Source organism: Telluria sp. ZT3P26 (assembly GCF_059686035.1).
In genome coordinates this window covers 1,756,576-1,777,015 of the sequence record NZ_JCASII010000001.1, presented here as the reverse complement: position 1 = coordinate 1,777,015, position 20,440 = coordinate 1,756,576, and the positions used below count along the sequence as shown (strand labels likewise).

Below are 20,440 nucleotides of genomic sequence, written 5' to 3'. Positions count from 1 at the left end.
TCGGCGCCGTTACGCACAAATTGGCCCATCTGATCTACGGCGTCATTCGAACAGGCAAGCCATTCGACGCAAATTTCTTATCGAATCGGCTTGCAATTCAAGACGGTATCTGACCCCGGCTTTTCGCATGACTGTCGAGATCGTGTCCGAATGTCAGACCTGACCCCGGCTTTTTGTATTTATCGCTGGAACAGTTTGAATTTGAGCTGGAACGATATACCGCCGTACAGACGGTCCTTGTAGTTCGGGATGATTCCGACGTTTAAGCCCACCCGCTCGTACTCGTAGGTCAGCGTCGGGATCACGCCCGGGAACCAGCCGCCGTTGCGCGTTTTCGGGTAGCCGTCGAATGCCGCCAGCGCCAGGCCCACACGCACAGGGCCCACCGCGTACGGCTGCCAGATCACGCCTGCGTAGTTCGACCAGGCGCGGTCGCTGTTGTAGAAGCGTCCCCCGGTGGCGGCCAGTGTGCCGCTGAACCGGTACTCAAGTGCGAGGCCCTTGTTGTTGTTGTTCAGGTCCTTGTCACCGTCGAAGTGGGCCGTGTAGAAGCCCGTGTCGAGCCACAGTTCGCTTTTCGGGGCGGGGTCGATCTTCGTGAAGAAGTCGGCGCCATGCGCCAGCGGGGCCGCGCCCAGCAGTGCCAGCAAATACAGGGTGCGCATCAAGTGTCCGCTTTCGTATCAAGTTCGGGGAACATCACGTCGGTGAAACCGAAGCGGTTGAAGTCGCGAATGCGCGACGGGTACAGGATGCCCAGCAGATGGTCGACTTCATGCTGCACCACGCGCGCATGGAATCCTTCGGCGTCGACGGCAATGCGCTTGCCGAACTGGTCGACGCCTTCGTAATGCAGGCGCGCGTAGCGTGGGACGCTGCCGCGCAGGCCCGGTATCGACAGGCAGCCTTCAAAGCCCTCTTCCATCGCCTCGCCGATCGGCGTGAGCACGGGATTGATCAACACGGTCTCGGGCACCGGCGGCGCGTCCGGATAGCGCTGGTTGCTGGCGAAACCGAAGACCACCAGTTGCAGGTCGACGCCGATCTGCGGCGCGGCCAGGCCCACGCCTTTGGCCGCATGCATCGTCTCGAACATGTCTGCCACCAGCGTGTGCAGCTCGGGCGTATTAAATTGCGTGACCGGCGGGGCCACGCGCAGCAGGCGCGGGTCGCCCATGCGCAGGATGGTGCGGACGGTCATTGCGCCCCCTGCCCGGCCAGCAGCCCCGCCAGCGATGCGCGGAAGCCTTCGGCGGTCTCGGGGTGCTTCAGGCCCATGGCCGTCATCGCCTGCAGGTAGCCGAGTTTGGAGCCGCAGTCGTAGCGCTGGCCGGCGTAGCGGTAGGCCAGCACGCGCTCGGCCTGCATCAGCGCGGCGATGCCGTCGGTGAGCTGGATTTCGCCGCCAGCGCCCTTGCCGATCGTCTCGAGATAGCCGAAGATCGATGGCGACAGCAGGTAGCGACCGACGACGGCCAGCGTCGATGGCGCATCGGCCGGCTGCGGTTTCTCGATGATGTCGGACACCAGCTCCAGGTCCGGACGATACGGCGTGGCGCTGACAATCCCGTACTGGCGCGTCTGCTCGCGCGGCACGTCCTGCACCGCCAGGATGCTGCTGCGTTCATACGTGTAGATGTCGGTCATCTGCGCCAGCACCGGCTTGTGGCCGGCGGCCGTGTCCATGAAGTCGTCGGCCAGCAGGACGGCGAACGGATCGTTGCCCACCACCGGGCGCGCGCACAGGACCGCGTGGCCCAGGCCCAGGGGCGACGACTGGCGGATGTAGATGCAGTTGACGTGCTTCGGAATGACATTGCGCACCGTTTCGAGCAGCGCTGTCTTGCCAGCCGCTTCCAGTTCGGCTTCGAGCTCGTAGGCGGTATCGAAATGGTCCTCGATCGCGCGCTTGTTGCGGCCCGTGATGAAGATCAGCTCCGTGATGCCGGCGGCGACCGCCTCTTCAACCGCGTACTGGATCAGCGGCTTGTCGACGATCGGCAGCATTTCCTTCGGCTGCGCCTTGGTCGCGGGCAGGAAGCGGCTGCCAAGGCCAGCGACGGGAAAGACGGCTTTGCGGATCAGGGTCATCGTGGTCAGTCGTGTGAGGATGATTGGCCGAGCAGCGCCAGCAGCGCCGCCTCGTCCAGGATCGCGACGCCCAGTTCTTCGGCCTTGGCCAGCTTGCTGCCCGCCTCTGCACCGGCCACCACGTACGAAGTCTTCTTCGATACCGACCCGGCAATCTTGCCGCCGGCCGCTTCGATCAGGGCACCGGCTGCGTCGCGGCTCATCGTCGGCAGCGTCCCGGTCAGCACGAACGTCTTGCCAGTCAACGGGCCCTCGGGCGCGGACGCTGCTTCCGGCACCAGGTCGAGCAGTTCGCGCCGCATCGCAGCCAGCGCCGTCACCAGCGCGCGGTTGCCGGCATCCGCGAGCCACGCTTCCAGCGCTGCCGCCACCGTGGCCGGCAAGCCGAAGATGCCGAAGTCGGTGCGCGTAGCGATGGCGTCCAGCGTCTGGCCTGCGGCGACGATCTGGCGCGCGCGCGGCTCGGTCAGTTTGGGGATGGCCAGTGCGGCCAGCAGCTTGATCTCGTCGAGCAGCTCGCGCAGCTGCGCCTTGGGCGGATGCTCGCCCTTCGGCGCCACGCCGGCCGCCAGCAAGGCGTCCAGCGCAGCCTGGTTTTTTTCTTCGGCGAAGAAGTCGGCGATCGACTGCGCCACCGTGCCGCCGATATCGGGCAGCACGCGCAGCAATGCGGCCGGCGCGCGGCGCACCAGCGCCAGGCTGCCCAGATACTCGGCCAGCGTCTTGGCGGTGGACTCGCCCACGTGGCGGATGCCCAGCGCAAACAGCAGGCGTTCGAGCGGCGGCGCCTTGCTGGCGGCAATCGCCGCGAGCAGGTTGTCGGCCCACTTGGTGGGCACCTTGCCCTGCCTGACGGTTTCCGGCGTCGCATCGTCGGCCTCGTCGGCCAGGCGCTTCATCTTGAGCAGGTCGTCCTGCGTCAGCTTGTACAGGTCGGCCACGCCGGTGACCAGGTTCGCTTCGACCAGGCTGTCGATGTAGCGGTCGCCCAGGCCTTCGATGTCCATCATGCGCCGGCCGGCGAAGTGGCGGATCGCTTCCTTGCGCTGGGCCGCGCAGCTCAGGCCACCGGAGCAGCGCGCGACGATCTCGCCTTCTTCGCGCACGACGTGCGAGCCGCACACCGGGCAGGTTGCCGGCAAGGTGTAGACCGGGGGTTCCGGCACCGGACGACGTTCGAGGACCACGCCCAGCACCTCGGGAATCACGTCGCCGGCGCGGCGCACGATGACCGTGTCGCCCACCCGCACGTCCTTGCGCCGCACTTCGTCTTCGTTGTGCAGCGTGGCGTTGGTGACGGTGACGCCGCCGACCGACACCGGCACCAGGCGCGCCACCGGCGTGATGGCGCCGGTGCGGCCGACCTGGACCTCGATCGCCTGGATGGTGGTCAAGGCCTCTTCGGCCGGGAATTTATGGGCCAGCGCGAAGCGCGGCGCGCGCGAGACGAAGCCCAGCGTGCGCTGGTCGTCCAGCCGGTCGACCTTGTAGACGACGCCGTCGATCTCGTACGGCAGCGACGCGCGGCGCTCGCCGATGTCGCGGTAGAACGCCAGCAAGCCATCGCGGCCGGTGACCACCTGGCGTTCCTTCGCGACCGGCAGGCCGAGGGCATCGAGCCAGTCGAGCATCGCCGAATGCGATGCGGGCAGCGCATCCTGTGCGCCATCGAGCTGGCCGATGCCATACGCGAAAAAGCGCAGCCGGCGCGCATTGGTGATGCGCGCATCCAACTGGCGCAGGCTGCCGGCGGCAGCGTTGCGCGGGTTGGCGAACTCCTTCTGGCCGGCAGCGCGCTGGCGCTCGTTGAGGCTCTCGAAATCGCGCTTGAACATCAGGACTTCACCACGCACCTCGAGCACGGCTGGCACGGCGTCGCCATGCAGGCGCATCGGGATCACGCGCACGGTGCGGATATTCGCAGTGACGTCTTCGCCCGTGTAGCCGTCGCCGCGCGTGGCGGCCTGCACGAAGCGGCCGTTTTCGTAGCGCAGGCTGATCGCCAGGCCGTCGAATTTCAGTTCCGCGTTGTAGGCGACGTCGCGCGCCTCGAGCCCTTCGCGCACGCGACGGTCGAAGTTGTCGATGTCGTCGTCGGCAAAGCCGTTATTCAGCGACAGCATCGGCACCGCGTGCGTGACCTGGTTGAATTCCGGGATCGGTGCGTCGCCCACGCGCTGGGTCGGTGAATCGGGCGCGATCGCTTCAGGGTGCAGCGTCTCGAGCGCGGCCAGCTCATGGTACAGGCGATCGTACTCGGCGTCCGGAATCGTCGGGGCGTCGAGCACGTGGTAGTTGTAGCTGGCGCGGTTCAGTTCCGCGACCAGCCAGGCCATCCGGGCCGGGGCATCGGGTTGCTCGGTCACGGGGCGTTCCTCAGCTGAACAGACGCAATGCCCGGGTCGAACCGGCGGCGATGTCGGCAGCGTCCATCTCGGCGTAGAACTCGACCACCTGGCCCTTGATTTCGTCGAGCACTTCGGCTTCGAGCGGCTGGTTGCCGTCGTCGACGATGGTCGCATCCAGGCGCTGCGTCAGTGCGCGCGCGGTATCGACCATGCGGCCGAAGGCGTCGCGCGCCGGCGCCACGCACGGCACGTCCAGCAGCAGCGTCAGGCGCGACGTGGTGTCGGCGCCCAGCGTGACGTTGGTCGAGAGCGTAAACAGCACGCTGTTGCTGGCGCCGTCGCGGTCCGGCATGGCAAAGCGCCCGTCCGGACGCACGTCGAAGCCCGCGTTCTCGAGCGCGCCGATCAGCGTCGACATCGCCCATGGCGCGCCGTTGGCGGCCAGGTTGACGCTCAGCTGCGCGTCGTGGCCGGCGACGAAGCGGTGCAGCGTGCGTGCTTCGCTCATCACTTCGATCATGTCCGGCACGTGGGGCTCGGCGCCGATGTCGTCGCCGACGGCGCGCAGGCGCGTGACGAGTTCGGAGTATTCGAGTTCATTCAGCGCCGTGGTGCGCGTGGCCATCTGCACGCCCGCCTGCAGCTTGGTGTAGACGCCGCCATGGACGATCGGCTCCCATTCGCCGCTGACGGCAAAGCCGATGTAGTGGATCGGCTTGTTGCCCACGCGGCGCAGGCCGTGCAGCGTCGGCAGGATCTTGTCGCCGCGGACTGGCGCGTCGAGCGCCAGCGGGATCATGCAGTCGATCAGCGGGTCGACCAGGCACTCGGCCAGTTCCGCCGGCGGCATGCCGGGGCGCGTGCCCGGGAGCGATGCGGCCACGGCATCCTGGGCAGCGCTGGAACCGGCGGCGCGGGAAGGCGGCGGCGCGACGGGTGCCGCTGGTGCCGCTGGTGCTGCCGGTGCTGCCGGCATGGCGGGTGCGGGCGTCGGGGTCGGCGTTGGCGTGATTGCAGCAGCAGGAACAGGTACTTCTTCGGCCGACGGCGCCGGCGTGTCGGCCAACACCGGTGCATCGAGCTGCGGCTCGGGCTTGGTGTCGGTGACGGTGAACGCGTCGGCATCGAGCGTCGGCTCGTTCACGCGCGTGTAGGTGAATTCACCCTCCTTCGCGGGCGCAGGGGCGGCGGCAGGTGGGGCAGCAGGTGCGTGCGCCGGAACATTCGGCGGCAGGCCGAGGTCGAACATCGGCTCGCTGCGTTCGGCGGCGGGCGCGCCTTCGCCGGTGCGCATCAACACGTCGTCGTGGTCCGATGCGAACGCGCGCTCGACGCTTTTCCTGGCCTTGTACTCCTGCCATTTGTTGTAAGTGACGACACCGACGACGAACACGCCGCCGGCTGCGATCAGGCTCATTTGGAGATCAGTCATGCTGCTTGTGCCTCAATAGCGAAGTCGCGCCGGACGCACGGTCCTGGTCTTGCCGCGAACTGGGTGATTCAATCGAAATGCCACGCGTGCGGGCAGTCCCCACGCGAAGGCATGCAATGATACCAACTCCCCCGCGTGGATGTCATTTATTAGCATTCTGACACGGGCCGCACCATCATGCGGCAACGAGGTCGGCGGCCGCTTCCATGTCCACCGCGACGATGCGCGAGACGCCCTGCTCCTGCATCGTCACGCCAATCAGCTGGCTGGCCATCTCCATCGCGATCTTGTTGTGCGAAATGAAAAGGAACTGCGTGTGCTCGGACATGCGCTTGACCATGCGGCAGAACCGCTCGGTGTTGGCATCGTCCAGCGGCGCATCGACTTCGTCGAGCAGACAGAATGGGGCCGGGTTCAGGCGGAACATCGAGAACACGAGGGCCGTAGCAGTCAGCGCCTTCTCGCCGCCCGACAGCAGGTGGATCGTCGCGTTCTTCTTGCCCGGCGGCTGGGCCATCACCTGCACGCCGGCGTCGAGGATCTCGTCGCCCGTCATGACCAGACGCGCATTGCCGCCGCCGAACAGGATCGGGAACAGCTCCGAGAAGTGCCCGTTCACGCGGTCGAATGTGTCTTGCAACAGGTCGCGCGTTTCGCGGTCGATGCGCCCGATCGCGTCTTCCAGCGTGGCGATGGCTTCACTCAGGTCGGCATTCTGCGAATCGAGGAAGTGCTTGCGCTCGCTGGCCTGCGCCAGTTCATCCACCGCCGCCAGGTTGACGGCGCCCAGGCCGGCGATGGCATTGGTCAGGCGCGTGACTTCGCCCTGCAGGTATTGCGGCTTCAGATCGGGGGCGAGCTTGGCCTGCAGCTCGGCTTCGTCGGCGCCGGTGGCGGCCAGCGCTTCGGCGAACTGCTCCTGGTTCAGGCGCGCTGCCTGCTCTTTCAGTTGCAGCTCGGTGATGCGGTCGCGCTGCGGCTGCAGGCTGCGCTCGGTCTGCATGCGCGATTCTTCGGCCGTGCGCAGCTGCTGCGCGACCTGATCAAGTTCGTGGCGGGCGCTTGATAACGCTGATTCCTGCGTCGTGCGCTGGTCGAGCAGCACTTGCAGGCCCTCGTGGGCGCTGCCACTTTCGAGTGCTTCCAGCTCCAGGCGCGCCTGCGCCAGACTGGCGCCAACCTGCTCGGCCTGCGTGGCAGCGGTGGCGATCGTGCGGCGCAACTCGTCGATGCGGCTGCGCTGGGCGCGCTCGGCAAACTGGGCTTCCTGCGCGCTGCGTTCCAGCTCGCGCAGGTGTTCGCGCGCGCGCGCCAGCGCCTGCTCCTGATCCTGGAACGCGGCCTGGTCGTCTTCGCTGGCTTCCTGCAGTTCGGCCAGTTGCATCTCGAGTTCTTCGAAGGTCTGCTCGGCTTCAAGCTGCGCCTGGCGCTGCTCGGCTTCCTGCGCCGCGATCTCGGTCAGGTCAGCCGCGATCTGCCCGCTCCTCTGGTTGAAGCGCGCTTCGATCTCGCTTTGCTTGAGCACCTCGATCTGCAGCGCGTGCACTTCGCGCTGCAAGGTGGCGACGCGGGCACGCGCATCCTGCACGCGCCGTGCCAGATCGAGAACCGCAGCGTCGGCGCGGGCGGCGCGCTCGCGCGCCTCACCCGCCAGCAGCGCCTGCGCGCGCACCAGCTTGTCGGTGTTGTCGATCTCGTGCTGGCGGGCCAGCATGCCATCCTGCTCGGCGTCGGGCGCATGGAAGCGCACGCTCGAGCGGGTGATCACGTGGCCCTGGCGCGTGACGAAGCTGGCGCCGTGCGGCAGGCGGGCGCGCGCGTCGAACGCTTCCGATGCATCCTGCGCGATATAAACGCCATGCAGCCAGTCGTCCAGCACACCGCGCACGCCGGCGTCGTTGATGCGCAGGAGGCTGGCGAACGGCGTCAGGCCGGCCGGTGCCGGATCACGTGCGCCGCCTGGCTGCGGCGCGTACAGCGCCAGGCGCGCCGGTGGCGGGTCGTTGAAAAACGCCTTGGCCGCGTCAAGGTCCGCCACGTCGAGCGCGCCGGCGCGCTCGCGCAGCACGGCTTCCAGCGCTGTCTCCCACCCCGCTTCCACATCGAGCTGCTGCCACAGGCGCGGCAAGTCGGCCAGCGCGTGCTTCTGCAGCCAGGGCTGAACCTTGCCTTTTGTCTGCACGCGGTCCTGCATCTGGCGCAGCGCCGTCAGGCGCGCTTCCAGCTGCGTGTTGGCGGCGCTCTCGCGCTGGACGTCGCCGTTGGCCTGACGGCGCTCGGCTTCAACCGTATCCTGGCGCGAGGTGGCGTCGTCCAGCGCCTGCGTCTGTTCTTCGAGCGCCAGCTGCTTTTCTTCGAGCTGCAGCCGCAGGTTGTCGAGCGTGGCGCTGTCGGGCAGGTTCAGCGCATTGCGCTCCTGCTGCAGGCGCTCGCGCCGCACGACCAGATTGGCCAGGATGCCGCCGGCATTGCGCCCGTGGGCCGATGCCAGCTCGATCCGCTGCTGGACTGCCATGATGCGCGCACGCGCAGCATTGGCAGCATCCTGGCCGGCGCGCCAGGCCGCTTCGAGTTCGGGCAGGCGCTCGCCATGGACTTCGACCGCGATCTGGGCACCTTCGGCGCGCGCGGCCAGTTCCTCGAGCTGCATCTCGGCTTCTTCCTGGCCTTCGCGGTGTTCTTCGGCCTGGGTCGACCAGCCATCACGCTGGGCGCTCAGCGTGGCGATCTGGTTTTGCAGGCGCGTGCGCGATTCGACGACGAACTTGATCTGCGCTTCGAGGCTGCCGATCTCCGCGTTGACGCTGTAGAGCGCACCCTGCGCCGTGTGCAGGCGGTCGCCCGCAGCGAAATGCGCCTGGCGCAGGTGTTCGAGGTCGAGCTCCACGCCGCGCAGTTGCGCGGTCTGGGCTTCGAGCCCGGTCTGCGCATCTTCGACTTCGCGGAAGAACCTGACCTGCTCGGCCTGCGCATCGTTCTTGCGCAGCAGCCAGAGGAGCTTCTGCTTTTCTTCCTGATCGGACTGCATCTGCTGGAAGCGCAGCGCGACCGCCGCCTGGGCTTCGAGTTTTTCCAGGTTGGCGTTCAGTTCGCGCAGGATGTCTTCGACCCGCAGCAGGTTCTCGCGCGTGTCGGACAAGCGGTTTTCGGTTTCGCGCCGGCGCTCCTTGTACTTGGAGACGCCGGCCGCCTCTTCGAGGAACACGCGCAGTTCTTCGGGGCGCGACTCGATGATCCGCGAAATCATGCCCTGGCCGATGATGGCGTAGGCGCGCGGGCCCAGGCCTGTGCCGAGGAAGATGTCCTGGATATCGCGCCGGCGCACCGGCTGGCCGTTGATGTAATAGGTGGAGGTGCCGTCGCGCGTGAGCGTGCGCTTGACGGCGATCTCCGCGTACTGGCCCCACTGGCCGGCAGCCTTGCCGGCGTTGTTGTCAAACACCAGTTCGACCGACGAGCGCCCCGCGGGCTTCCTGTGCGTGGAGCCGTTGAAGATTACGTCCTGCATCGACTCGCCGCGCAGTTCGGACGCCTTGGATTCGCCCAGCACCCAGCGCACGGCGTCGATGATGTTCGACTTGCCGCAGCCGTTCGGGCCGACCACGCCGACCAGCTGGCCGGGCACCTGAAAATTGGTGGGATCGACAAACGATTTGAATCCCGACAATTTGATGGAAGAGAGGCGCACGTTGCGTGGGTCAGGTAGATAGCGAAGAAGCGGTCATCATACCATCGCCGGGATGGCGAAGGCCATGGCCGGAAGGACGATGGAAACGGACTTACTCGGCGGCGCGATGGTCCGCTGGCGGGCCTGCATCGTTGACGGCCTCGCTGCCGACGGCTGCGCCGAGGATGCGGCCGACGACCCCTTCGGCCAGCACGACCCGGATTGCACCGGCGCGCAGCAGATCGGCCAGGCGCCCGGCGGGCAACGAGAACGCCTCCTGGCGCCCGGCGCCGGAAAAGATATACAGCGTGCGCAGCGGACTGACCCAGGCCAGGCGCACCTTGCGGACACGGTCGCCCTCGGCCAGCTCGAGACGCATGCCCCGCTCGAGGCCTGCCAGGGTGTCGGCTTCCGGCCCCTGACTGGCGTGCGCTTCATCTTCAGCCTGCGCCTGCTCTTGCGCAACGCGGCGCAGTGCATCCTGCTGCGCCGCCTCGACCGCCAGTTCGAGCTGGCGTTCGGGCGCCAGCTCGATCGGCGCGCGCACGATCGACGCGTGGCATTCGGCCAGTTCGGCGAAGAACTGGAGCCGCTCGGCGTCCTGCCAGCGCGTGGCGTCGAGCCATTTGTTCAGGCTTGCCAGCAGCGCCGGCAGGCGCGCGATCAGGGCCTTGCGCTGCTCTTGTGTCGCCTTGGGCTTGACGCTCCAGATCAGGTCTTCCATCGTGCGCGTGGCATTGTCGATCGCGCCGGGACGGGTGTCTTCGATCGTGTAGGCCAGCGCCAGCGCGGCGCTCCAGCGCTGCTCGAGAAAGCCCGCCACCGCAGGCACGAGCTGCTCGCCGGCCAGGCGCAAGGCCACGGCGCGCTGGGCCGAGCGCTCGGCGGCCACCCGCTTTTCGTGGCGCGTGGCATTGGCGATCGGGCCGGCGATGGCGGCCTGTTCGGCGCTGTCACGCGCGGCCAGGCCGGCTTCGAGTTCGGCCACCGCGGCTTCGAACTCGGGCTGCTCGGCATCGCGCACCCGCTCGACGCTGCGGCGCATGGCGTGGTAGACCGGATCGTCCTGGTCGGCCGGCTGCTCCCAGCCCGTTTGCGAGAGCAGGTCGAGCAGGCGCCGCGCGGGATGGGCTTCCTCAAAGAAGAAGCTGCGGTCGCGCAGCGCTGCCTTGAGCACCGGCACCTGCAGGAACGCCAGCAGTTCGCGCGTCTCGGGTGCGACGCCATCGTCCTGCAGCACGCCCTCGAACACGCGCGACAGCAGATCGAGCGTGGTGGCGTCGGCGCGCGACAGTGCGCCCGGCGGCAGGCTCGCGCGCAGCCGCGGGAGGTAGAACGCGCCGTGGGGAACGCTGCTGTCACTGCCGTGCGCCGCGCTGCTGCCGGTCGCGCCGGCGTGGAGAGCCAACGGCTGCAGATCCGGCATGCCGGGAATCGCGGCGCCGGCGCCGAGGCGGCCAAGAAGGTCGATCAGCGGCATCGCGCCAGCCATGGCCGGCGCGCCTGCGCCGCCATGGCCAGGTCCGTGCGTAAAGCCATGGGCGGGCGTCGACACGGCGTGGCCCGGTGTGCCGGGCTGGAAGCCAGGATGGGCGTTGACGTGGCCCCCGGCTCGCTCGCCAGGTTGGGCGCCAGCGTCCGTGGCGACCGGTCCCGGCGTGGCTGGCGTGCCCGCATCCGGTGCCGCAATCGCAAAACCCGAAGCGGCGCTTGGCCGCCAGCCCCCGCTGCCCTGCGGCAGATTCGGAATCTCAGGCACGGCCAGCGCCGGGTCGAACAACAGGCGCAGCTGATCCGACAGCGACGCTTCGCGCCGCGCACGTTCGGCGCGGCGCGCGGCGCGGTCGTCGGTCTTGGCAAAGCGCGTGTCGTCGTCCCTGCCCTTGCGCGCAGCCTTGAGGGCCTCGATCAGCGCTTCGTAGAGCGGTCCGAGATCGATCATCAGGCCGGGGCGCAGCAGTGGCGCGAGCAGGCCGTGCGCTTCCGGATCGGGCTCGAACTCGCACCACGCGGCGTGCAGCGCGCCCAGGAACACGGCGGGACGAAATGGATTATGGGCGGCGCGCACGAGGTCGCGCCCCAGCAGCAATCCAAGGCGCACGCCGAGGGTGGCCAGCGGCTCCGAGTACTGGAGGTCGAACGGGCGGCTGACGGCGTCCAGCGCCATTTGCTGGTCGATCTGCTCGAGCGGCACGAGGCTCAGCGCCACGGGGTGCGCCTCTGCAGCCGGGGCGCCCGGCGCCAGCAGTGCGATCTCGGCTTCCAGCGCTTTTTCGAGCGCGCTCGTGGCCAGGTGGACGAACGCGTAATCGTTGCTCTTGAGGAGGTTGCCGGATTTGACCCGGCGCATGACGGCGCGGGGATCCGGACCGGCGGCTGTGAGGTCGAGCAGGACCGAGACGATGCGCCGGACCACGTCGCCCAGGTCCGTCCCGGCCTGGCGGCAGGCGATGGCGACCAGCCCGGCAAGCGTAGCCTGCTGGGCGGCGGCATTGCGCGCGGCGTGGGTCTGGACGGATGGGGTGGCCATGACGTTTTGGCGAAGAAAGGCGAGCCTCTATTTTGCCATACTCTTGCCGATCAGCAATGAGCAAACACAGCGGGCCAGAGGCAAAGCGACACTGCGCAGGCTGGCGCCCGCGCGGCGCTTACCTGGATCGATAGTAGCGCCCGAGGCAGGCGCATGTCTACAGAGGCTGGGGCCGCCGTCCGGTCAGTGCCCGGTGCCGGGCTTCGCAGGGTGGCTTTCGCGGAAACGAACAACGCCATGTCGGCGGCAGGAGTACGATCTGGCGACACGTTTGAAAGGAATCAACATGGTCGAGAAAAATAACGCTGTTGCGGGTGCAGGCAATCAGGGCGGCAAGCAGGCGCCGCATGGCGACGCCGAACATCAGGGTCGCGGGGACATGCCAGCCCGGAAGTCCGATTCCTTGCCGGATCAGCAGCGGGATTTGGCGTCCGATGCATCGGAGCAATCGGCGCGCCAGCCCACACCGGTGCAGCAACCGGACACCCGCCTGAATGATTCGCAACAGGCCGGCTCGCTCCCGGCTGCAGCCGTCCAGGGCGGCACCCCCGGACACCACGCGAGCGCAGGGCACCAGAGCGACAAGGCCGACCCAACGCGCTGAGTCACGCTGCGCGCCGGGCAGATCAGACGACGCTCAGATATTGCGAAGGATGGCGCCCTTGGGCGGCGCGAAGTCGGTCACTTCGTGAATCATCCTTGCCACCTTGGCATCGCGCGCCGTCATGTGCAGGTCGCCGTACTGATGCACGCTCCATTGCTCGGGCGTGAGCTCGATCTCCTTGCGCAGGATCGTCTCGGTGCGCGCGTCGTCGGCGCGCAGGCCTTCGACGATGATATTGAGCGCATCCGGCCGCGAGCCGGGCGACGCCGTCGCATGCGACTTGTGGATCATGAACCGCGCCGTCTCGCTGGCGTAGCGGCGCGAGCCGGCCAGATACACGACGACGGCAATCGAGGCCACCGCCCCGGCGTTGTACATGACAAATTTCACGGGCGAATTGGCCATGAAGTTATACAGGCACAGCCCGTCGCTGACATAACCACCGTTGGACTGCAGCAGCACGTGGGCGGTATCGATGCCGTCTTCCGTCATGTTCGCCACTGCCTCGAACAGCCGGTGGACCATATCACTGTTGACATCGCCCGACAGCGTGAACCACCCCTCTTTCTCTTGCAGCGCTTTCTCTTGATTCATAGTCTGTTCCGCCTACAAAGTAAGTGAACCAAGTGTAGCAAATCCCCCCGCACGCCCTCCACTACCGATCACCAATAGTGCGAAGCAATGCTTCAAGGCAAATCCACGCCAAACCACCATGAGGGTCAGAGTAGATTTAATGGGCAATTCCTCAAAGTTGTCAAACAATTCGACTCTGACCCCAATTATTATTTGCTAATTTAGCGCTATCAAAATCAGCCTTTAATTCCGGTCCGCACTTAATTTTCTTAACGCATCGTTTTTATTTCCGCGGAGGTCAAAAATAATGAGGGTCGGAGTCGATTTAATGGGCAATTATCGAAAGTTGTCAAACAATTCGACTCTGACCCTAATTATGGGTGGGGGTGTGCGGTTGACAGTCGGCATAGGGTGGAATATCCTCCGCAGTCTTGATCGGGAGAGCGCAGCATGCTGCCGCCGAAGGGGCACTCACCCATAAACTCTCAGGCAAAAGGACCGGTCAAGGGACAGCGGCGCAGCGCGCGGCGGTTCAACTCTGGAGAGCGGCCGCGGTAGCGGTCCACCGAAGGGGCAAGCGGCGCACAGCCGCTATCTCTCAGGTACCAAGGACAGAGGGGTCGACAGCGCACGACGACCGTGCTGTACCCCTATTTCTGCCTGAGGATTCCATGACGCTCAAAGCGACCCCGCTCAATTCCGCGCACCGCGCCGCCAATGCCAAGATGGTCGATTTCGGCGGTTGGGACATGCCCGTCAACTACGGTTCGCAAATCGAAGAGCACAACGCGGTGCGCAGCGACGCCGGCATGTTCGACGTTTCCCATATGTGTGTCGTCGACGTCAGGGGCGCCAACGTGCGCGCGTTCCTTCGCGGCCTGCTGGCCAATAACGTCGACAAGCTGCAGGTACCGGGCAAGGCCCTGTATTCGTGCATGCTCAATCCCGAAGGCGGCGTCATCGACGACCTGATCGTCTATTTCCTGTCCGAAGAATGGTTCCGCATCGTCGTCAACGCTGGCACGGCCGAAAAAGACGTCGCCTGGATGAACCAGCAGAACACCGCCACCAACAGCGGCGTGACGATCACCGCGCGCCGCGACGGCAACGATCCGATCGCACTGATCGCCGTGCAGGGCCCGAATGCCCGCGCCAAGGTGTGGCAGGTGCTGCCGACCACCCAGGCAGCATCCGAAAACCTCAAGCCGTTCAACGCCGTCATCGTCCCGGACACCGCGTTTGGCGAAGCGATGATCGCCCGCACCGGCTACACCGGTGAAGACGGTTTCGAGATCGGCGTGCCGGCCTCGCAGGCCGAAGCGCTGTGGAATGCGTTTGTCGCCGTCGGCATCAAGCCGGCCGGTCTGGGAGCGCGCGATACGCTGCGCCTGGAAGCCGGCATGAATCTGTACGGCCAGGACATGGACGATTCCGTGAACCCGCTCGACGCCGGCCTGGCCTGGACGATCGACCTGGTCTCCGAACGCGACTTCATCGGCAAGGCGGCCCTGCAGGCCAAGGGCCAGGGCGCGCAATTCGTCGGCCTGATCCTGCGTGAAAAAGGCGGCATCCTGCGCGCGCACCAGAAAGTGGTCGCGGCCTCCGGCCTGGAAGGCGAAATCACCAGCGGCACCTTCAGCCCGAGCATGCAGCAGGCGATCGCCCTGGCGCGCGTGCCGATGGACGTGGCCATCGGCGACACCGTCCACGTGATCATCCGCGACAAGCGCCTGGCAGCCAGCGTCGTCAAGCTGCCGTTCGTGCGCAACGGTAAAGTGCTGGCCGCCTGAACGCTGCCCTGCATCCAGAACACCTATACTGCTATCCACCCAACTACCCGGAGTCCCCATGAACATCCCTACCGACCTGAAATACACCGAATCCCATGAGTGGGTTCGCCGCGAAGAAGACGGCACCCTGACCGTCGGCATCACCGAGTACGCGCAGGACGCGCTGGGCGACATCGTGTTCGTCGAACTGCCGCAGGTCGGCAAGGCCTTCACCGCCGGCAGCGACGCCGCCGTCGTGGAATCGGTGAAAGCCGCCAGCGACATCTACGCGCCAGTCGACGGCACCGTCACCGCCGTGAACCAGCCAGTGGCCGACGCGCCGGACTCGATCAACCAGGATGCCTACGGCAGCTGGCTGTTCAAGCTCGCGCCAAGCGACGCCGGCTCGTACGACAATCTGCTCGACGCTGACGCCTACGGCAAGACCACCGACCACTGATCCGCCTCCAGGTGCGCCGCCGGCCCCGCCGCGGCGCACCGCCCTGCACCACCCGCCATTCTCCTTCAACGTCGCCGCAGACTGTGTCCCCCAACATGACCCGACCAAGCCTCACCCAACTCGAAGCACGTGATTCATTCATCCCGCGCCACATCGGCCCGTCCGACGCCGACCAGGCAGCGATGCTGTCGGCCCTCGGCTACGAGACCCGCGCCGCGCTGATCGATGCCGTCGTGCCAGCCAATATCCGCCGCAAGGACAAGATCGACCTGGGCCAGTTCGCCGAGCCACGCACCGAAGAAGAAGCACTGGCTACCCTCAAGGGCCTGGCCTCGAAGAACAAGGTGCTCAAGTCGCTGATCGGCCAGGGTTACCACGGCACCTTCACGCCGAAGGTCATCCTGCGCAACATCTTCGAAAACCCGGCCTGGTACACCGCCTACACGCCGTACCAGCCAGAGATCTCGCAGGGCCGCCTGGAAGCGATCCTGAACTTCCAGCAGGCTGTCACCGACCTGACCGGCATGGGCATCGCCAACTCGTCGATGCTGGACGAAGGCACCGCCGCCGCCGAAGCCATGACGCTGATCCAGCGCGTCGGCAAGTCGGCATCGAAGGTGTTCTATGTGGCTGACGACGTGCTGCCGCAGACCCGCGAAATCATCGAAACGCGCGCGCTGCCGATCGGCGTTGAAGTGCGCACCATCGCCGCGGCCGACGTCGAGTCGCTGGGCGAAACCTGCTTCGGCGTGCTGCTGCAATACCCGGGCGTGAACGGCGAAGTGCGCGACTACCGCGCCGCCGTCGAGAAACTGCACGCCGCCGGCAGCATGGTGATCGTGGCCGCCGACCTGCTGGCCCTGACCCTGCTCACGCCGCCGGGCGAATGGGGGGCGGACGTCGTCGTCGGTAACAGCCAGCGCTTCGGCGTGCCACTCGGTTTCGGCGGTCCGCACGCCGGCTACCTGGCCACCCGCGACGAATTCAAGCGCAGCATGTCGGGCCGCCTGGTCGGCGTGACGATCGACGCGCAGGGCAACCAGGCCTACCGCCTGGCGCTGCAGACGCGCGAGCAGCACATCCGCCGCGAAAAAGCGACGTCGAACATCTGCACCGCGCAAGTGCTGCTGGCCGTGATGGCCGGCATGTACACGGTCTATCACGGCCCGCAGGGTCTCGAGCGCATTGCCCGCCGCGTGCACCGCCAGACCGCGATCCTGGCCGCCGGCCTGCAGCAGCTGGGCTTCGAGCTGGTCAACCAGACCTACTTTGACACGCTGACCGTACGTGTCAAGGACGCCGGCGCGATCCACGCCGCCGCCACTGCACACGGCATCAACCTGCGCCAGATCGACGCCACGCAAGTGGGCATCGCGCTGGACGAAACCGTCACCCGTGACGACCTGGCCACGCTGATGGCGATCTTCGGCGACGGCAAGTCGGTTGACCTGGACGCACTGGACGCCGACGCCAGCGACGCGCTGCCGACGGCCCTGGCCCGCACCAGTGCCTACCTGACCCACCCGACCTTCAACCGCTACCACGCCGAACACGAAATGCTGCGCTACCTGCGCGCACTGGCCGACAAGGACCTGGCGCTGGACCGCACGATGATCCCGCTCGGTTCGTGCACGATGAAGCTCAATGCGACGTCCGAGATGGTGCCGGTCACCTGGCCCGAGTTCTCGAACATCCACCCGCTGGCGCCGAACGACCAGACCGTCGGTTACCGCGAAATGATCACGCAGCTCGAGGCGATGCTGTGCGCCGCCACCGGTTACGCCGCGATCTCGCTGCAGCCGAACGCCGGCTCGCAGGGCGAGTACGCCGGTTTGCTGGTGATCCAGAAGTACCACCAGGCGCGCGGCGAAGGCCACCGCAACATCTGCCTGATCCCGTCGTCGGCCCACGGCACCAACCCGGCGTCGGCCAGCATGGTCGGCATGAAGGTTGTCGTCACCGCCTGCGATGAAAACGGCAACGTCGACCTGGTCGACCTGAAGGCCAAGGCCGAGCAGCACAGCGCGAACCTGGCCTGCGTGATGGTCACCTATCCGTCGACCCACGGCGTGTTTGAAGAAGGCATCAAGGAACTGTGCGAGATCGTGCACCAGCACGGCGGCCAGGTGTACGTCGACGGCGCCAACATGAACGCACTGGTGGGCCTGGCCTCGCCGGGCGCGTTCGGCGGCGACGTCAGCCACCTGAACCTGCACAAGACCTTCTGCATCCCGCACGGTGGTGGCGGCCCGGGCGTCGGCCCGATCGGCGTCGGCGCGCACCTGGCGAAGTTCCTGCCAAACCAGCTCTCGACCGGCTACGTCCGTGACGAACAGGGCATCGGCGCGGTCAGCGCTGCAGCCTTCGGCTCGGCCTCGATCCTGCCGATTTCGTGGATGTACATCGCGATGATGGGCGCGGATGGCCTGACGGCAGCGACCGAAGTGGCGATCCTGAATGCCAACTACATCGCACGCCGCCTGGCGCCGCACTATCCGGTGCTGTACGCGGGCCACGACGGCCTGGTGGCGCACGAGTGCATCATCGACCTGCGTCCGCTGCAGGACAAGACCGGCATCTCGAACGAAGACGTGGCAAAGCGCCTGATGGACTTCGGTTTCCACGCGCCGACCATGAGTTTCCCGGTTCCGGGCACGCTGATGATCGAGCCGACCGAATCGGAATCGAAGGCCGAGATCGACCGTTTCATCGAGGCGATGATCACGATCCACGCCGAGATCGTCAAGGTCGAGCGCGGCGAGTACGACCGCATGGACAATCCGCTCAAGGGTGCACCGCACACGGCCGAAGTGGTCACGAGCGACGACTGGGCTCACGGCTACACGCGTGAAGTGGCGGCGTTCCCGGTCGCGAGCCTGCGCAAGAAGAAGTACTGGCCACCGGTCGGCCGTGCCGACAACGTCTACGGTGACCGCAATCTGTTCTGCGGCTGCGCGCCGATCAGCGATTACGAGTAATCGCTGACCTGCCCTGCCAGCGGCATCACTTGCGGCTCGATGCGAGCCGCAAGTGCGATGCCGGACGACGGCGGCGTTCCCGGTTTGGCCCACGCCGTTCGCGTGTGGGTTCGCCGGGAACGCCGCCTTTTTCATGTGGGGTAATCGGTAACGCCGCCCCCGGCGCCTCAGCGCTGCCCTCGCCTTCTTCCAGCCGGAACCCGGCCACCGTGCGCGCCAGCGTCATGGCGTGCATCTGCAGCATGCGCGCGGCGCTGGCGGCTTCCTCGACCAGCGTGCAGTTCTGGCGCGTGACCTGGTCCATCTGCACGATGGCCTGGCTGACACCGTCCAGTTGCCTGGCCTGGCCATCGCCAGCGGACCCCAGGCGGCCCACGATGTCTTCCACATCGCGAACCGAAGTGGCGATGCATTGCATGCTGCTGCCGGCGCGCAGCGCCCACGCCGTTCCCCCGTCGATCTGCGCCACCGACTGCGCCACCACGGCGCGGATCTCGCGACTGGCCCCGGCGACCCGCCGCGCCAGCGCCCGCACCTCGGTGGCCACTGCCGCCAGGTCGACGGCGCTGATGGACACCCGCGACGCGTCCAGCGCCGCATTCAGGAGCAGCGTACCCGTCGCGCTGGCAGCCAGCTCCAGCTCATCGACAATTGCCACGACCTGCTGCGCACTGCCCCGGCTCGCCTCGAGCATCGTCACCAGGTGCCGGGCGACGCCGTCGCCGTCCTGTGCGACATCGCCGGCGCCGGTCGCCAGGCGGTTGGCGGCCCGGGCGTCATCGGCGCCGTGACGCACGTCGGCCGCCAGCGCCTGCAGCGCGTGTTCGGTCTCGGCCAGCGCAGCGGCGCGGTACACCGCGCGGCTGCCCAGGCTCAGGCTGCCGAGCTTGATGTCGCGCGAGGCCGCCCCGATCGTGCGCGCCGCGTCGACGACCGTGCACAGCATGCCATTCAGATTGCGGATGCTTGCATCGAGCAGGCGCGAGGTGTCGGCGATTTCGTCGCTGCCGTAATCGCGCTGCCGGACCGTGAAGTTACCGCTGGCCAGGCTGCTGGCGGCCACGCCGATGTCGTGGATCTCGCCGAGCAGGATGCGGCGCACGGCCAGCGTGATCGCCAGCGATAGCGCGATTGCCAGCGCCAGCAAGGCCGGCATCAGGATCGCGATCAAGCGAAAGTCCGCCTTGGCGCTACCGGCCGCCTGGCGCGACAAGGCGTCTTCGAGCGCGCCCAGGTCGCTCAGCCGCTGGTCCACCAGCGCGAACGCCGCTTCGGCCTTCTGCATGGCATTGGCGCTGATCGAGCCGTCCAGCGGCGCCAGCTCGATCACGTCGCGCACCGCGCGCGCATAGCGGCGCTGCGCCTGGGCGGCCTGCTCGACGTGGCGCCGCTCGGCGCCGGACAGCGCGCCTGCCGCCAGCGTCGCCAGGCCAACCCCAATACGGCCGTGCTGCGCCAGGATGTCGCGCCGCAGCGGCTCGGTGCGCGCCAAGGGAAAGCTGCCGCCCATCCAGCTCAGGTAGCGGTAGATGTCGGCATGCGCCTTGTGCGACTCGGTGCCCAGCGTGGCGGCAGCGCGCATGCTGGCGGCGCGCTGGCCGACGATCGATTCGAGCGAGTCGTTCTGGCGCGCCAGCGCAACATAGGCTGCGCAGGCCAGCACCAGCAGCAGCACGAGGACGGCGCCCGGCGCCAGCAGCAGTTTGGGCCCGATACGCAAGCGGCTCAGCATAGCGCCCCCGACGGCAGCACGGCGGAACGCGCGGAATGTGGCAGTCGCATCATGGCATCCTCACTCAAGTGTCTACTGCATCATTTCCTCAGTGCATTCACGAATGTACGTCGCGTGCCGGGCATTTCGTTTGTGATGGCGCAAACGCCGCCGGACGACGTGGCGCGCAGCAACGCAATCCGCCACAGTCGCTGGACACGCAATTGCCTGCCAGATACACCTTGCAGGCAGGGGCGCGCTACACTACGGGTATGAG

13 protein-coding genes and 2 riboswitches are annotated in these 20,440 nt (G+C 67.0%); of the genes, 4 read left to right on the top strand and 9 right to left on the bottom strand.

The genetic code is table 11. The features are described from left to right. Positions 1-179: 179 nt before the first annotated feature. The 7 genes from AC56LN_RS07835 to AC56LN_RS07805 all read right to left on the bottom strand — a co-directional run bounded on the left by AC56LN_RS07835 (position 180) and on the right by AC56LN_RS07805 (position 12,068). Entirely contained in the window at positions 180-665 is a 486-nt protein-coding gene (locus AC56LN_RS07835) for a hypothetical protein (RefSeq protein ID WP_499570755.1), read from the bottom strand. Next, positions 665-1,201, bottom strand: coding sequence for a peptide deformylase (def, locus tag AC56LN_RS07830; RefSeq protein WP_499570754.1), 537 nt, complete (start codon positions 1,199-1,201; stop codon positions 665-667). Before def ends, AC56LN_RS07835 begins: the two co-directional genes overlap by 1 nt. Next, the gene (gene galU / locus AC56LN_RS07825) at positions 1,198-2,091 is read right to left on the bottom strand and encodes a UTP--glucose-1-phosphate uridylyltransferase GalU (protein ID WP_499570753.1); all 894 of its coding nucleotides are present in this window, start codon (positions 2,089-2,091) and stop codon (positions 1,198-1,200) included. The genes def and galU overlap by 4 nt, the downstream gene beginning before the upstream one ends. Before the next feature lie 5 nt (positions 2,092-2,096). Then, on the bottom strand, positions 2,097-4,457 hold the full coding sequence (gene ligA, locus AC56LN_RS07820; protein ID WP_499570752.1) for an NAD-dependent DNA ligase LigA: 2,361 nt from the start codon (positions 4,455-4,457) through the stop codon (positions 2,097-2,099). A gap of 10 nt (positions 4,458-4,467) precedes the next feature. Beyond that, entirely contained in the window at positions 4,468-5,871 is a 1,404-nt protein-coding gene (locus AC56LN_RS07815) for a cell division protein ZipA C-terminal FtsZ-binding domain-containing protein (RefSeq protein ID WP_499570751.1), read from the bottom strand. Between the two features lie 175 nt (positions 5,872-6,046). Next, positions 6,047-9,559, bottom strand: a complete 3,513-nt coding sequence (smc, locus tag AC56LN_RS07810) for a chromosome segregation protein SMC (protein ID WP_499570750.1) — start codon at positions 9,557-9,559, stop codon at positions 6,047-6,049. Between the two features lie 91 nt (positions 9,560-9,650). Further along, a complete protein-coding gene (locus AC56LN_RS07805) occupies positions 9,651-12,068 on the bottom strand; it encodes a DUF1631 family protein (RefSeq protein WP_499570749.1) in 2,418 nt (805 codons plus the stop codon). A gap of 286 nt (positions 12,069-12,354) precedes the next feature. Here AC56LN_RS07805 and AC56LN_RS07800 point away from each other — a divergent pair, with 286 nt between their 5' ends. After that, positions 12,355-12,672 carry a hypothetical protein gene (locus AC56LN_RS07800; RefSeq protein WP_499570748.1) on the top strand — a complete coding sequence of 106 codons (318 nt, stop codon included), beginning with the start codon at positions 12,355-12,357 and terminating at the stop codon, positions 12,670-12,672. Positions 12,673-12,705: 33 nt separating this feature from the next. Here the strand turns inward: AC56LN_RS07800 and AC56LN_RS07795 are convergent, their stop codons facing one another. Beyond that, entirely contained in the window at positions 12,706-13,266 is a 561-nt protein-coding gene (locus tag AC56LN_RS07795; protein ID WP_499570747.1) for an ATP-dependent Clp protease proteolytic subunit, read from the bottom strand. A 405-nt stretch (positions 13,267-13,671) separates the two neighbouring features. Further along, a riboswitch (glycine riboswitch) is annotated at positions 13,672-13,756 on the top strand. Between the two features lie 17 nt (positions 13,757-13,773). Continuing rightward, positions 13,774-13,870, top strand: a riboswitch (glycine riboswitch). Between the two features lie 46 nt (positions 13,871-13,916). On the opposite strand from AC56LN_RS07795, the gene gcvT reads away from it, so the two are divergent. From gcvT to gcvP, 3 genes are all read left to right on the top strand, one after another. Continuing rightward, positions 13,917-15,035, top strand: coding sequence for a glycine cleavage system aminomethyltransferase GcvT (gene gcvT / locus AC56LN_RS07790; RefSeq protein ID WP_499570746.1), 1,119 nt, complete (start codon positions 13,917-13,919; stop codon positions 15,033-15,035). Between the two features lie 58 nt (positions 15,036-15,093). Then, the gene (gene gcvH / locus AC56LN_RS07785) at positions 15,094-15,474 is read left to right on the top strand and encodes a glycine cleavage system protein GcvH (protein WP_332533355.1); all 381 of its coding nucleotides are present in this window, start codon (positions 15,094-15,096) and stop codon (positions 15,472-15,474) included. 95 nt (positions 15,475-15,569) lie between these two features. Then, entirely contained in the window at positions 15,570-18,452 is a 2,883-nt protein-coding gene (gene gcvP, locus AC56LN_RS07780; RefSeq protein WP_499570745.1) for an aminomethyl-transferring glycine dehydrogenase, read from the top strand. Positions 18,453-18,477: 25 nt separating this feature from the next. Here the strand turns inward: gcvP and AC56LN_RS07775 are convergent, their stop codons facing one another. Further along, positions 18,478-20,184 (bottom strand): methyl-accepting chemotaxis protein, encoded by a 1,707-nt coding sequence (locus AC56LN_RS07775; protein ID WP_499570744.1) that lies wholly within the window; start codon positions 20,182-20,184, stop codon positions 18,478-18,480. Positions 20,185-20,440 lie beyond the last annotated feature (256 nt).

What these genes read in the sequence shown, in the direction of transcription:
- AC56LN_RS07835 (WP_499570755.1), bottom strand. Translation starts at nt 665, where the DNA reads ATGCGCACCCTGTATTTGCTGGCACTGCTGGGCGCGGCCCCGCTGGCG.
- def (WP_499570754.1), bottom strand. Translation starts at nt 1,201, where the DNA reads ATGACCGTCCGCACCATCCTGCGCATGGGCGACCCGCGCCTGCTGCGC.
- galU (WP_499570753.1), bottom strand. Translation starts at nt 2,091, where the DNA reads ATGACCCTGATCCGCAAAGCCGTCTTTCCCGTCGCTGGCCTTGGCAGC.
- AC56LN_RS07815 (WP_499570751.1), bottom strand. Translation starts at nt 5,871, where the DNA reads ATGACTGATCTCCAAATGAGCCTGATCGCAGCCGGCGGCGTGTTCGTC.
- AC56LN_RS07805 (WP_499570749.1), bottom strand. Translation starts at nt 12,068, where the DNA reads ATGGCCACCCCATCCGTCCAGACCCACGCCGCGCGCAATGCCGCCGCC.
- AC56LN_RS07800 (WP_499570748.1), top strand. Translation starts at nt 12,355, where the DNA reads ATGGTCGAGAAAAATAACGCTGTTGCGGGTGCAGGCAATCAGGGCGGC.
- AC56LN_RS07795 (WP_499570747.1), bottom strand. Translation starts at nt 13,266, where the DNA reads ATGAATCAAGAGAAAGCGCTGCAAGAGAAAGAGGGGTGGTTCACGCTG.
- gcvT (WP_499570746.1), top strand. Translation starts at nt 13,917, where the DNA reads ATGACGCTCAAAGCGACCCCGCTCAATTCCGCGCACCGCGCCGCCAAT.
- gcvH (WP_332533355.1), top strand. Translation starts at nt 15,094, where the DNA reads ATGAACATCCCTACCGACCTGAAATACACCGAATCCCATGAGTGGGTT.
- gcvP (WP_499570745.1), top strand. Translation starts at nt 15,570, where the DNA reads ATGACCCGACCAAGCCTCACCCAACTCGAAGCACGTGATTCATTCATC.
- AC56LN_RS07775 (WP_499570744.1), bottom strand. Translation starts at nt 20,184, where the DNA reads ATGCTGAGCCGCTTGCGTATCGGGCCCAAACTGCTGCTGGCGCCGGGC.